Here is a 13,746-nt window from a genome sequence, read left to right as displayed (position 1 = left end):
TCTCGTTCAGGGCATGTCCAGGAAACGGGCGGCGACCCTTGGATGAAGTGTCTGAAGGTCCAGCAGGGTGAGGAAGTCGATGGTACGGAACTCACGATCGAGGGCGGGCTCGCTGCAGATCTTCGCGCCAATCGTGAGGTAAGCGCGCAGGAGTTTGGGTGGACGGATGTCCTCGGTGATGGTGTCGTCGTGCGGAAGCAGGAAGGATGTGGTCGGCACGGTCATGAGCGATGGCTCGACGGTGTAGTTGCGCAGACTGCGGTAGACGGCCTGTCCCTGGGCGGCATCGGTGGAGGAGAGGGAACAGCAGCCCATCATGTAGCGGCCTCCGTTGGCGAGGACGTAGCGGGCGATGGCGCGCCAGAGAAGATGAAGGACTTCGCTGGAGCGGTGGTCGCGGTGGATGCAGGCGCGGCCCAGTTCTACAATCTGCGAGCGCATCGATTCAAAGGGGGCGAAGTCGAATTCCTGCTCGCTGTAGTAACCGTGGTGCTGTTTGGCTATGTCGCCACGCTGGAGGCGATAGGTGCCAATGACAGCTCCGGTGGGACGATGGCAAACGATGAGGTGATCGCAGACGGCGTCGTAGCGATCGACGTCGAAGCCGTTGGCGTAGGCAGCGTCCAGGCCTTCGTTGAGCTCAAGGTTGAAGACGATGAAGCGGAGTCGGAAGGCGGCTTCGCGTTCTTGCTGGGTGGAGGCGAGTCTCACCCAATAGTCGCCGGCTGCTGCAGTCTGTTCTGTCTGGTGTGCGTGCGCTCCGGTTTCGAGCAGGACATCGACGGAGTGGGTGGCAGCGGGCATCGATTGACCTCGTGTTCGGATCGTTACGAGGTGAGTTTGGCGCGCGTCGTGTTACGTCAGTTTGCAGCGCGGTCAACATCGCGTTAAATCGTCCGGCTTTTCGTGTGGGAAGGTTTTGGGCGATGAATTGGAGGAAATTCAGGGGGTAGAAACGGTTCCAGACTGAGGCGGTCCTCTTGGTATAAAATTTTCGGGCGGACCAGACAGGCTCATCCGATGGCAGGAAGAGGCGGTTTTGTGCCCTGCAGATATGGTTCTGGCTCAATGAAAAGAGACGAATAATCGATATGAAGCTTTGGCTTGGAGTATGTCGTCTGGCTGTCGGTGCGTTGTTTGCGGTGGGGTCGCAGTCGTCCGTGTGGGCGCAGAACGTGGATAGCCAGACGCTGCTGCATCCACCGGTGGATAGCTGGCCTTCGTACCATGGCGACTACAGCGGCAAGCGTCATAGCGCGCTGACGCAGATTACGCCTGAGAACGTCGGCAACCTGAGCTTGGCCTGGGCGTTCCAGACAGGGCTCTCCCCGGCCATCAAGGCTTCGCCGATTTTAGCCGATGGCGTCATCTACATCACTGTGCCCGACAATCTTTGGGCGGTCGATGCGCTGACCGGACATACGCTGTGGCACTATACCTATCCGCCCAACACGGGCGATCATATCGGCCAGCGAGGCGTCGCGGTCTATAAGGGCAAGGTCTACTTCATGGGGCCGGATGCCCATATGGTCTGCCTGCGCGGCTCGGACGGCACGGTGTTGTGGAACATTCCCGTGGCGGATCATGCGCTAGGCTACTGGACGACCGAAGCGCCGCTGATCGTCGGCAACCATGTGCTGGCGGGCGTAGGCGGCGACATGGATAACCTGCCGATGTTTCTACAGGCGTTCGATCCTGAGACGGGTAAGTTGCAGTGGAAGTGGGATGTGAACCCGCCAAAGGGGTCGCCGGGGTACTCGACGGGCGGAACGACGTGGATGCCGGGTACCTACGATCCTGAACTGAACCTGATCTACTGGGGCACGGGCAATCCGACTCCTGTGCTGAACGGCAAGGCTCGTCCCGGCAACAATGAATGGACGGGCAGCATCGTGGCGTTGAACGCCGATACGGGCAAGCTGGTGTGGGGCTTCCAGCCTGCGCCGCACGACGATCATGACTGGGATGCGGTGGAGACGCCGGTGCTGGTCGATGGGCCGTTCAAAGGGCAGCAGCGCAAGATGTTGATGCAGTCCTCGCGCGATGGTTACTTCTTCGTGCTGGATCGCGTGACCGGCAAAAACCTGCTGACGGTTCCGTTTGGGCCGGTGAACTGGGCGAAGGGCCTGGATGAGAGGGGGCAGCCTCAGTTCGATCCGGATAAGGATCCGGCACGTGATGGACGCCTGATTGCTCCCGATGAAGCAGGCCTGACGAACTATCGTTCGCCAAGCTTCGATCCGAAGACGGGCTTGTTTATTGTGGATGCGCATCCGAGTTGGAGCCTCTACTTCCAGAAGCCGGCCGATGGTGACTATGGCTGGGCGGGCGCGGACTATGGTCTGTGGGGCAAGGGCGTGATCGAGGCGATCGACTACCAGACAGGCGAGATTCGCTGGAAGCACGAGCTTGGGCAGCCGTCGGGTGCGGGGGTGATGACGACCGAGTCCGGGTTGACATTTACGGGCGACGGGATGGGGAACTTCCTGGTGTTGCGGACCAAGGACGGCAAGACGCTGTGGCACGCAGGCATGGGCTCGGGCATGCAGAGCTCGCCGACGACGTACATGCTCAACGGCAGGCAGTATGTGTTGACGAGCGCCGGCGGCGTGCTGTTTGCGTGGGCCTTGCCGAACGCGGCGAAGTGAAACGGGCACTGTGGCTCGCGGCCCTGATGCTGGGTGCTGTGGGATGCAAGTCGCCGGGAAGCGACAGGCCGGTGGGTGCTGTGGTGGAGATCAAGGCTCCGCTCGGCCTGCCGGCTGTTCCGTATCCGGCTGACAATCCACCGACTGCGGAGACGATTGCCCTGGGCCGACAGCTCTTCTACGATCCGCGGCTTTCGAAGGACAATACGGTTGCGTGCTCGACATGTCATAACCCGAAGCTTGAGTTTACGGACGCGCGGCGTGTCTCACTGGGGGTAGGTGGTGTGACGGGTGTGAGGAATGCGCCGAGCTTGCTGAATGCGGCATACTCGCCGGTGCAGTTCTGGGATGGGCGGGCGCGCACGCTGGAGGAGCAGTCGGCCGATCCTCTGATCGGGCTCACCGAGATGAATCAGCCGCATGATGTCTCCGTCGCGAAGATCCGCAAGGATGCAGCGTATCGCGCGGCCTTCGTGAAAGCATTCGGTCCCGGCGATGTGACCATTACGAAGATTGAAAAGTCACTCGCGAGCTTCGAGAGAACCCTGCTGAGTGGGGACTCGGCGTTCGATCGCTATGAGTATGGAGGCGATAAAACGGCGCTTTCGCCTGCGGCAATTCATGGGCTTGCCCTGTTCACCGATCCAGCGAAGGGTAACTGCGTGATTTGTCACAGTATCGGTAACAAATATGCTTTGTTCACCGATGGCAAGTTCCATAACACCGGCGCGGGCGTGAATGGCGAGGGGCAGTTTACCGATGCGGGACGATTCAGCCAGACGAAGGAAGAGGCCGACACGGGGTCTTTCAAGACCCCGTCGCTGCGCAATGTTGCGTTGTCGGCTCCGTATATGCACGATGGCAGCTTGAAGACGCTGGAGGATGTGATCGACTTCTATGCGGGAGGCGGGAATTCAAGCCCGGAACTTGACTCTCTGATTCAGCCGCTGCATCTTTCGGCGCGGGATCGTGCGGATCTTGTTGAGTTCCTGAGGTCTTTGAATGGCAGCATGCCGGTGAATGCCGGACCTCCTGCGAAGGAGTAAAGTGGTAGCGATGCGAACACACACACTTCTCGCTCTTTCGCTCGTGTTGGTGATGGTGGGCGGCTGCACGCGCAAGGCACAGGAGCCTGCGAGTACCGCGAAGGTTGTGCCTGCTCCGAACTACTTCAAGGTGGATCCCGCGACTGCGGCGAGCGTGACGGGCACGATTCACTTCACGGGGAAGCGTCCCGCTGCCGGTGCTGCGATCGACATGAGCAACGAGCCGGCGTGTGTGGAGGCTTACCATGGCAAGGCGCATGATGAATCGCTGATGGTGGGGAGTAAGGGCCAGCTTGCCAACGCGTTTGTCTACGTCAAGAGCGGGCTTGAGGGGAAGGCGTTTGCGGTGCCATCCGCGCCGATCGTCATCGACCAGAGTGGATGCTGGTTTCATCCGCGTGTGATGGGCATCCAAGTCGGACAGGTGTTGCAGGTTGTGAACTCCGATCCGGTGACGCATAACATTCATCCGATGGCAGAGGTGAATCGCGAGTGGAACCATAGCCAGGGGGCGGGCGATCCTCCGCTGGCACGCAAGTTTGTGAAACCGGAGATCATGATTCCGGTGAAGTGCAACATCCATAGCTGGATGCATGCGTGGATTGGCGTGGTGGACAGTCCTTACTTTGCGGTATCGGACGAGGATGGATCGTTCACAATCAGCAACCTGCCGCCGGGTACCTATACGCTCGCGGTGTGGCAGGAGAAGCTTGGGACGCAGGAACAGACCGTCACCGTGGGAGCGCAGGCGAAGGCCACGGCCAACTTTACGTTCAAAGGGAGATAACGATGCGGAAGGTATTGCTTGGTGTTGGTCTGGCCGTGTTGGCCACTGGGTGCAAGCAGCCGAAGACGGAGACGGCGTCCGCACCTGTTGAGTCGAACGCGCCACGGATCTATGTGACGAACGAGGTTTCGGGAGATTTGACGGTGATCGACTCGGGAACCGACCAGGTGATTGCGACGGTGCCGCTGGGCAAGAGGCCAAGAGGGATTCATGCGAGTCCGGATGGCAAGACGATCTATGTGGCGTTGAGCGGATCGCCCATCGCCGGACCGGATGTCGATGAGAGCACGTTGCCTCCGCCGGACAAGAACGCCGATGGTATCGGCGTCTTCGACGTGGCGCAAAATAAGATGGTGCGCATCATCAAGGGTGGGTCGGACCCCGAGAACTTCGATGTGAGCAAGGATGGGACGCAACTCTACATCTCGAACGAAGATGCGGAGGAGGTGAGCGTCGTCGATACCGCAACGGGGGCCGTGGTGAACTCGGTGAAGGTGGGGGCGCAGCCGGAAGGCGTGAAGGTGATGCCGGACGGCAAGCTGGTGTGGGTGACGTCCGAGGAGACGGGCACGATTGCCGTGCTCGACCCGGTGGCCGGAAAGATTTTGAAGACCTTCAAGATTGGGCATCGGCCTCGTTCCGTGGCGTTCCTGCCGGATGGCTCAAAGGCGTATGTAAACGCGGAGAACGACGGTACGGTGGTCCTGGCGGATGCGAAAAAGAATACGGTGATCAAGCCGATTGAGATTGGTAAGCCGGGAGTGATTAAGCCTATGGCGGTGCTGTTGTCGCCCGACGCGACCAGGCTATATGTCAGCACGGGCCGTGGGCATAAGGTGTTCACGATCGATACTGCAACCAACACGGTTACAAATTCTGTCGAGGTAGGCGCACGTCCCTGGGGCATTGCGCTGTCGCCGGATGCGAGGACGCTTTACTCGGCGAACGGGCCTTCGAACGACATCTCGGTGGTTGACCTTGCGACGAATACGGTAACGAGAAAGATCAAGGCAGGATCGAGCCCATGGGGCGTTCTTGTCCTGCCGCGGTAAGCGATGCGAGAGATCATTCTTGAAGTATGTGTGGAAGGGGTTGCGGCGTGTCATGCTGCACGCGACGGTGGCGCGGCTCGGCTTGAGGTGTGTTCCGCGCTGGATGTTGGCGGGCTGACGCCTTCGGTGGATCTTGTGAACGAGGCGATCGCTCAGAGCGGTCTTCCGGTGCATGTGATGATACGGCCTCGGGCTGGGGGCTTTGTTTACTCCGAAACCGAGTTCACAACCATGCTGCACGAAGTGGATGAGGCAAAGCCGCTTGGGGTGGCAGGCGTGGTCTTCGGCGTGCTGCGGTCAGATCGTACGGTGGATGTGGAGCGCACGCGGAAGCTGGTGGATCGCGCGCGGCCCATGCAGGTGACCTTTCACCGCGCATTCGATGACGTGGTGAATCTGGACGAGGCCCTTGAAGATGTCATCGCGACAGGATGCGACCGGTTGCTGACCTCGGGGGGCGAGCCTGATGTGGTTGCCGGGGCTTCGGCTTTAGCGAGGCTTGTGGCGCGATCTGCGGGACGGATTGCGATTGCCGCTGGCGGAGGGCTTCGGTTGCGCGATGCGGCACATCTCGCGCGGGTAACCGGGGCTACGCACTTTCATGGGTCGATGACGGAAGGTCCGCAAGGGCGGGTCGATGCCGTGACTGTGCGGCGCATGTTGGAGCTGTTGCGCGGGGTCTAGGGCTGAGGCAGGAGCCAAACCTCGGCGACCTGGCGTCCACGACCGCTTCCTCCTGCGCCTGCGGGGCCCGTCCAGCGGAGGTGAAGGTGGCCGCCGGCGACTGCCGCGGAGGGGATTGGGAACTCGACGGTCTCGGGGTTCGAGGTCCGCTTCCGTGCCGGATGGATCTCGATGTCATTAGCCGTAAGACGCAGGGGCAAAGCATAGTCCTCGCCCGCATAGGTGATGCGGATACGGTAGGTGCGGTGCGGATCGAGGTCAGCATATTCGAGCTCGAGCGGCGTCTCATAGAGCGTCTCGGCGTAGTCGAGCCAGGACAGACGCCAGCCGTCGGCGAGGGTACGGTCCGCAATGCCGTCGATGGCTGTGCCATACATCGCTGGGTCATCCTGCCATGTGGTGCGATGGACGAGATGCGGCTCCGCAGTGGAGTCGCCGAGGTCGTCGTAGAGCGTGCCGGACGTGGGTGAGGTCCAGTGCGTGATTTCTTGCAAGGCAGCAAGCCGAGCGGGTTCATCGGGCTTGTGCAAGGCAGCGTCCATCGCGCGATGGAGCCAGACCGCCTCGGTCAGCGGAGTATCGACGCGGTCTAGGTTCGCACCGCGCTCCCAGTTGGAGGCACCGTAGAGCTTGACGCTGAGCTGCATACCCCAGTCATGAAAGAGTTCGCCGGCAAGCGTGAAGAGACGGTCGTGTTCAGACTGCTCCTGCGGATCCGGGGTACTTGCCAGAAGAAGGCGTTCGGCGTTGGCAACACGGTTGGCTGCGTCTCCCGTGTCACTGAGTGCGGCAAGAGCTCTGCGTTCGGTGCCACGTTCCCGAGCGAGCCTGCGTTGCAGATAGTCGTCATAGGTAGCGCGGTACAGCAGCGATTCCCACGGTCCGTTGTGCGTGGCTTGCAAGGGCGTTGCCTCGCGCTCAAGCTCGTCGAAGAGTGCGAAGGTCCTGTGAATCTGCCGGTTGCTCATGATCGGCCCGCGCCAGTTCTCTTCAAGCCCTTTGATCGCTTCGAGAGTGCGTTGTTCCTGTTCGCTTTCACGATGCAGGAACCATCGTGCGTACTCGCGGAGAATCCTGTCGATGGGCGTCTTGGGAGACCAGCCGAGCTGGTTCCAGAGCATCTTGTTCAGGTCGTCGTTCGCGCCTTCGGAATAGGTAACAAAACCTGTATCAAGTGAAGCGTAGTGCCGATAGATCGCAGCAAACGCAGAGGGACGCGGACAGATCGGCTCGCGTCCTTCCGTGAGCGCGAAGATTGGATCCCATTCCGGGATGGGGAACTGCGCGTGCATCGTATGGGCGATGTCGGGATAAAACTGCATAGGAAACTGCGCTGGAATTCTGCTGCGCTGCGTCTGGAAGGTATCGCGCGATTGCGGTCCGAAGAAGATGCCGGTGAGCCACGCAGGCTTCTGCGCCATGAGACGGTAGAAGGTCTCGTAGCGGCCTCGGTCGAAGCCTTGCGCGGAGAGCCACACGGTTGCGTTGGGATGATAGCGGCGCAGGATAGCGGCCTGCCTCTTCAGCATGGGGAAGAGAACTTCGGGTGGCGTGTGGCCCGGGTCTCCGCCGGGAACGTAGAGGGCATCAAGCCGTGGCATCGTACGGACGAGCGCCTCGAAGTCATGGAGTTCGGCCTCGACCTGGTCGGCCTTCGTGTAGTCGGTGCGCATCTCGGGATAGTAGAGATCGCAGTCGAGGCCGTATTTCTGAAGAATCCCGGAGATGCCGAGCACCGTATCCAAAGCGGGCGCCGGATAGAGGGGACTGGTGGGTGCATCGTCGGAGTTCGGTGCGATGACCTGGATGGTGTTGGCACCGAAGATGGCGAGATCGCGAATCCCCTGCTCGAACTGCGCTAGGGTCCATGCGTCATAGGTGTTGTTCTTGAAGCGGTAGCCGATCTGGTGTCCGCGCACGGCCTTGTCGGGAGCCTGAAAGGTGTTGAGTTTGGCGGGGATAATCGCGGTTCCGCTGGCGAAGCGCATCTGCCGCAAAACCCAGCCGGCACCGAACAGTTCGCCACGCGCATCGTTGCCGGCGACGATGGTGATCCGCGCTCCGCGATGGGGGAGACTGACGACGGAGAAGGCTTCGGGATGATCCGTTGGATGGAGTTCGCGCAGAGCATCCTGCCATGGCACGCGCAGATCGGGCGAGAGGATGCGCAGGACCTCTGTGCGTGGAGCGATGAGGAGGATATCGTCGTTGCCTTCGAGGGGAAGAGCGTTTTCGACCCTGGGCTTGCCGCCAGACGAGGTGCGCTTTGCCGACTCTTCCACCAGCATGGTGGTGAGAGCACGCTCCTGCACGGTCTGCGACGCGGGCACCACGATTTGAAAGGGACGCGCGAACGCGCTCGTGGATGCGAGAAAGAGCATGGAGCCGAATAGCATGCGCATTGACGTGGTTGCGGTGCTGGTCATCGTTAAGGCAGGATAGCGCGTCATCGCGTTCTTCGTGTGTTGCCTAGAGATGCAAGCGGAGTTTCATGCGGGTCAGCAGTGACGAAAGCGCAAGCATCACAAGCGTGAAGACGACCGACTTCCATACGCCCGGCATGCCCACGTTCCAATGCACGCTCAAATAGGCGATGCCGAAGAACCCGGTGAAGAACTCGAAGAAGTCCGGCAGCAGGTAGGTGAGGAGCGTGTTGGAGCCGGCGGACTTGACGAAGAACGCCCATCCGGTTTTGCCCTTAACGTCGCAGATCCAGTAGAGCAAGGTGAAGAGGAAGATGCCTGCGCCGACGCAGTAGAGGCTCCACGTAGGGGTGGCGCGGATCTTCGAGATCCCGAGCGGAATGAGGAGGTAGCCTGCGGTTAAGACGAGGGCGGCGAAGGAGAGTGCGGCTGTAACTTTGGCACCGAGGGCCGACCAGTGGTGCGGCTCAAGAAATAGATTCGAGGTGGCGACGCCTGCCATGGCAATGCAGGGCATGGCTCCGTTGCCGAAGGGATTGATGTAAAGCGGGAGATGATTGGTGAAGCCATACCAGTGCGCGATGGAGATGCAGTTCAGAACGAGCAATGCCACGAACCATGCGAAGGGGGCCCAGAGGATGCGGCGCGTCGGAACATAGAGGAGGCAGACGGCAAGGTACGTGAAGCCGATGAGGCCGAGGATCTCAGGGTAAGAAGGATCGATCCACTGGACCTGCCCATCCCTGCCGATGCGCCGGAAGATCGCATACATCGTGAGGAGTGCGGCCAAGCCCAGATAGCGAAGCGTATGGACCAGCACGGGATGCCGTGGAGTCCGGGGATAGACTGCCCAGAACAGCACCGCTCCGAAGAGCGCAAGGAGCGCCCACGCGCTCGGACGGATTGGCATCAGACTCGGTGCTGCCTTGTCTGCGTTGGCAAGCACGAGGCCGATCAGGATGAGAGCCGCGGAGCGCAGCACGATATGCAGCCAGAGTGCGGGGGCGGAGGCGTTCTTCTTCAGGCGTTGCTGGACGGCAAGAGGAAGCGACAGACCCATAATGAAGAGGAAGATGGGGAAGACCATGTCAACGTAGGTCATGGCGTTGACCTTGCCGGGCATGTGATACGTCCAGGCAGGGAGTCCTTTGACCTCGGCCAACTCGTTGACGAAGATCATTACCATCATCGTGAGTCCGCGAAAGATATCGATGGATGCGATGCGGGTGGTTGGCCGGGGTAGGGTAGTGCTCATCGTGAGCGGCTCCAGATCTTCGCGCGGGAATTGGATGAAGTGTAAACGGGACGAGGCAAAATGCAAACTCCATGCGCTCGGAGAGAATCGCTTGCATAAACGGAGCGGCTGGTAGATTCTTAACAAACGTTAGGAAGTGTTTGAACCAGAGCGTTTTGGACCGATCCACGAGGTGAAGGCTTGGCGAATTCGATCGACGTCGTAAAGCTGCCTGCCTCCAGGCTCTCTGTGGACCCTGGCTTTCTTTGGAAGGTCTCGTTGATCGCTGGTCTCGGCGGCATTCTCTATGGCTACGACATGGGCATTATCGCCGCTGCGATGATCTTTGTGCGAAACACCTTCGCGCTCAGCACCGGCATGGAAGAGGCCACGGTATCCGTCGTGCTGGTGGGAGCGATGGCCGGAGCAATTCTGGGTGGGGCCATCGCAGACCGCATTGGCCGGCGCGCGACGCTGGTGTGGGGCGGCATCATCTTCATCATTGGGTCGATCATGGCTCCTCTGGCCCCCGCAGTCTCGGTGCTGATTCTGGCGCGGGCGATCCTCGGCCTGGCGATTGGTTTTACCTCGGTGACGGCGCCGGTATACGTGTCGGAGCTCTCGCCGCCACACTCGCGCGGCATGATGATTGGACTCTATCAGTTGTGCCTGACCATCGGTATCGCGCTTGCGGACCTTACGGGCTATTGGCTTGCGGGGCAACAGGGGTGGAGAGCCATGTTCGCGCTTGGTCTTGTCCCCGCTGTCTTCTTCGTGGCGATGGTGTTCAGCGTTCCTGAGAGTCCGCGCTGGCTCTACGCGCAGGGGCGGCTGGACGACGCAAGGCGCGTGCTGCTGACCTATACAAACGAAGCGGGAGCGTCTGCGCTGCTCGAAGACATCCGCGTCAGTATGCTGGTGAAGATGGAGCGGCGATGGAGTGCCTTGTGGAGTCCCGCGGTGCGCAAGGCGCTCTTCATCGCTGTTGGCTTTACCGTGTTGCAGCAGGTCACGGGGATCAACACCATCATCTATTACGGGCCGAAGATCTTCGCGCTTGCGGGCTTCACGGCGAACAAGCATGCGATCTTCGCCACTCTGCTGGTTGCGATCATGAATGTCGTCGGCACCCTGATCGCGCTCGTACTCGTGGACCGTGTTGGACGGAAGCCTCTGCTCTATGTTGGCGTAGGTGGTATGACGGCATCGTTGGGGGTTCTTTCCTATGCGTTTCATCGTCAACCGGCAGCGCTGGGCTTGATCGCCACAGCATGCCTGATGGTTTACATCACCTTCTTCGCCTTCAGCATGGGACCCATCGCATGGATCCTGGTTGCTGAGGTATTCCCGTTACGGCTTCGCGGACGGGGTGTGGCTGCGGCTACGCTGGGTTCGGGATCGTCGAACTTCCTGGTCTCCATGACCTTCTTATCGCTCATCCACTTCGCGGGTAACGCCGTGACGTTTGGTATTTACGGCGTGTTCTGTGTGCTGACGCTCTTCTTCGTAGTCTTTGTAGTTCCGGAGACCAAAGGACGTGAGTTGGAAAGCATCAGCACGGAGCGCGGTCTTGTTACGGATTGAACGCATTGATTTTTTGCAAAGGTAACGACTTGATGCAGCAGCAACTCTCTCCTTCGTATGCAGTCGCGCAAAGTGGCTATGTGGTCGGTGTCGATCTTGGCGGAACGAACCTGCGTCTCGCTCTCGCGGACCGAGAGGGCCGCATCGTGGGCCAATGGTCTACTGGGACGGCTGGCATACGAGAACCTGCGGCAATCGTTACGTTGATCGTCGGCGGTGTCGAGGAGTTGCTCGCGCGGGGCGCGGTAGCGCGTAGCGAGTTGGTGGCGATCGCAGCGGGCGCTCCGGGCGTTACGGACGTTCACAACGGCATCGTCATCGTGACGTCCTATCTGATGGGGTGGCGCGATGTCCCTCTGCGAGCACTGCTCGAAGAGGCTCTTGGCGTACCCGCCGCGGTCGACAACGACGTGAATATCGCAGCGTTGGGGGAGAGCATTGACGGTTCGGCGAAGGGACATCCCGACTTCGTCTTCCTTGCGATCGGCAGCGGAGTCGGTGCGGGGATCGTGCTGCGTGGTAAGGTCTTTCATGGCATGGGCTGGTCTGCGGGTGAGATCGGATACATGCTGGTGCCGGGAACCTCGGAGGAGCCCGTGGGACACGGTAAGCCTGGCGCACTCGAATCGCTCGTCGGCGGTGAGGGCATCAAGGCAAGCTGGCAGGCAGCATGGTCGGCAGAGAAGACAGCATTGCCCCTGACGCTTACGGCGACGCAGGTCTTCGACCACGCCGTCGCAGGGGATGCACTCGCGAAGACGATTCTCGATCAGGCTGCACGCACGCTCGCATACGCGATCTACGACATGGCATTGATCCTCAACTGCGAGCTCTTCGTGTTGGGTGGTGGAGTGGGGATGAATCCCGTGTTGCTTGCAGCGACCGAGGCCGTGCTGGCGAAGCACGTAGCGCATGTGCGTCCCAAGGTCGCTTTGAGCGCTCTCGGAACGGATGCACAGGTGATCGGAGCAGTGCGGCTCGCGATCGAGACGGCAGTCAGAACGATCTGAAGGAAGGTTAGGAATGATGGAAGAACCACGCTGGATCAACGGAGTGAAGCCCTCCTCCGACGTACTTGCTTCGAATGGAACACAAATCCTCGAGATGGAATGCCGAGAGCAGCCCGGTCGCCTTCTTGCTCTGATTGACGCTTATGCGACCGATGAGGGCGTGCATCGCGAAATCGCTACACTCAGTCGGCTCGCCTCGAACGATGGTCCCGTGATGTTCGTCGGCATGGGCGGATCGTACTGCTCCGCCATCAGCGGTGCGGCTCTGCTGCAGGCGCACGGGAGGCCGTCGTTTGCGGTGGATGCGGGGGAGTGGCTGCATTACGGCAACAAGGTCTGGGAAGACGCGGCTCTCTCTCTTCTATTGACGACCTCGGGCGAGAGCGCTGAACTGGTGGAGCTTTTCAAACAGGGCACGGGCAACCCCATGGGACTGATTTGTAACAACGCCGTGAGCACATGCTGGAAGCTCGCGGAGCACAAGCTCCCCATCCTCGCCGGGCCTGAGTACGGCAATGCGACGAAGACGTATACGAATTCCACGGCAGCCGCCATCATCCTGGCCTCCGAGATGGTTGGCCATCGGTGGGAGGAGGACGCGAAACGCACGGCAGATCGTTTCGAGTCTGACCTTGAGCGTGTCTTCGCAATGCGTGGCGAGCTTGAGGCGTTTTGCCGCGGGGCCGCAAATACGGAGGTCATCGGACGTGGTGCGGCGTATGGCGGAGCGATCATGGGTGCGTTGACTCTTCGAGAGATGAGCGGCTTTCGCGCCGCGGCGCATACCGGAGCAGGATTCAAACATGGACCCAATCTCGATGTCGATGGAACGCATGTCGCCATCATCTTCGCGATGGGGCGCGTTGCGGAGCTTGGTGTGAAGCTTGCACAGGAGTGCAATCGCCGTGGAGGCAAGGTTGTACTCGTCTCGAACGAAGACCATGCCGCGACGAAAGCGCTTCTACCCATCAGGCTGCAGGCAGTGCCTGAGCCATGGGAGGGAATTACCTCTCTGCTCGTGCCGCAGGCGCTTACGCTTGCCATGATTGAGCGCAATGGCTGCCGGTTGCCCCCGCGTTTTGCCTATGGGGTCATGCAGCAGTAGCGCACTCAACCCTTGGCGGACGCTACAGCGCCCGCCAAGGGTTGTCGTGTCATGGTGCAGGTGAATCGAAGTGCGCTCCGATACCGCATGAGGTGAACTGTGGCTTTACGAATCGTTCCGTGGACGGCAAAATGCGTGGACCTGCATCGGAAGCACGAAGAATACTTCCTAAA

General features: G+C 60.3%; 11 protein-coding genes. 8 read left to right on the top strand and 3 right to left on the bottom strand.

Translation table 11 applies throughout. The features are described 5' to 3' along the window. Positions 1-6: 6 nt before the first annotated feature. Entirely contained in the window at positions 7-804 is a 798-nt protein-coding gene (locus BM400_RS19935) for a GNAT family N-acetyltransferase (RefSeq protein ID WP_089843192.1), read from the bottom strand. A 287-nt stretch (positions 805-1,091) separates the two neighbouring features. Here BM400_RS19935 and BM400_RS19930 point away from each other — a divergent pair, with 287 nt between their 5' ends. The 5 genes from BM400_RS19930 to BM400_RS19910 are packed head-to-tail and all read left to right on the top strand — an operon-like array spanning position 1,092 to position 6,217. Then, complete coding sequence (locus BM400_RS19930) at positions 1,092-2,648, top strand: acido-empty-quinoprotein group A (RefSeq protein WP_089843190.1); 1,557 nt, start codon at positions 1,092-1,094, stop codon at positions 2,646-2,648. After that, on the top strand, positions 2,645-3,694 hold the full coding sequence (locus BM400_RS19925; protein WP_089843971.1) for a cytochrome-c peroxidase: 1,050 nt from the start codon (positions 2,645-2,647) through the stop codon (positions 3,692-3,694). The genes BM400_RS19930 and BM400_RS19925 overlap by 4 nt, the downstream gene beginning before the upstream one ends. 10 nt (positions 3,695-3,704) lie before the next feature. Then, the gene (locus BM400_RS19920) at positions 3,705-4,481 is read left to right on the top strand and encodes a carboxypeptidase regulatory-like domain-containing protein (RefSeq protein WP_089843968.1); all 777 of its coding nucleotides are present in this window, start codon (positions 3,705-3,707) and stop codon (positions 4,479-4,481) included. 2 nt (positions 4,482-4,483) lie between these two features. Beyond that, positions 4,484-5,533 carry a YVTN family beta-propeller repeat protein gene (locus tag BM400_RS19915; RefSeq protein WP_089843188.1) on the top strand — a complete coding sequence of 350 codons (1,050 nt, stop codon included), beginning with the start codon at positions 4,484-4,486 and terminating at the stop codon, positions 5,531-5,533. Positions 5,534-5,536: 3 nt separating this feature from the next. Beyond that, on the top strand, positions 5,537-6,217 hold the full coding sequence (locus tag BM400_RS19910; protein ID WP_089843187.1) for a copper homeostasis protein CutC: 681 nt from the start codon (positions 5,537-5,539) through the stop codon (positions 6,215-6,217). Here BM400_RS19910 and BM400_RS19905 read toward each other — a convergent pair. Both BM400_RS19905 and BM400_RS19900 read right to left on the bottom strand, forming a co-directional pair. Further along, positions 6,214-8,643: a hypothetical protein gene (locus tag BM400_RS19905; protein ID WP_175529163.1), complete on the bottom strand. Its 2,430-nt coding sequence runs from the start codon at positions 8,641-8,643 to the stop codon at positions 6,214-6,216. The two genes, BM400_RS19910 and BM400_RS19905, sit on opposite strands and share 4 nt — an antisense overlap. A 43-nt stretch (positions 8,644-8,686) precedes the next feature. Then, positions 8,687-9,895 carry a DUF5009 domain-containing protein gene (locus BM400_RS19900; protein ID WP_089843183.1) on the bottom strand — a complete coding sequence of 403 codons (1,209 nt, stop codon included), beginning with the start codon at positions 9,893-9,895 and terminating at the stop codon, positions 8,687-8,689. Between the two features lie 180 nt (positions 9,896-10,075). On the opposite strand from BM400_RS19900, the gene BM400_RS19895 reads away from it, so the two are divergent. The 3 genes from BM400_RS19895 to BM400_RS19885 are packed head-to-tail and all read left to right on the top strand — an operon-like array spanning position 10,076 to position 13,573. Further along, entirely contained in the window at positions 10,076-11,458 is a 1,383-nt protein-coding gene (locus tag BM400_RS19895; protein ID WP_245782046.1) for a sugar porter family MFS transporter, read from the top strand. A 32-nt stretch (positions 11,459-11,490) separates the two neighbouring features. After that, entirely contained in the window at positions 11,491-12,468 is a 978-nt protein-coding gene (locus tag BM400_RS19890; protein WP_089843181.1) for an ROK family protein, read from the top strand. Between the two features lie 13 nt (positions 12,469-12,481). After that, positions 12,482-13,573, top strand: coding sequence for an SIS domain-containing protein (locus tag BM400_RS19885; protein ID WP_089843178.1), 1,092 nt, complete (start codon positions 12,482-12,484; stop codon positions 13,571-13,573). The last annotated feature ends 173 nt before the right edge of the window (positions 13,574-13,746 follow it).

The organism is Granulicella pectinivorans, from assembly GCF_900114625.1.
Taxonomy (GTDB): domain Bacteria; phylum Acidobacteriota; class Terriglobia; order Terriglobales; family Acidobacteriaceae; genus Edaphobacter; species Edaphobacter pectinivorans.
Note: the sequence above shows the minus strand (reverse complement) of the source record. Positions and strands in the feature narration are given on the sequence as shown.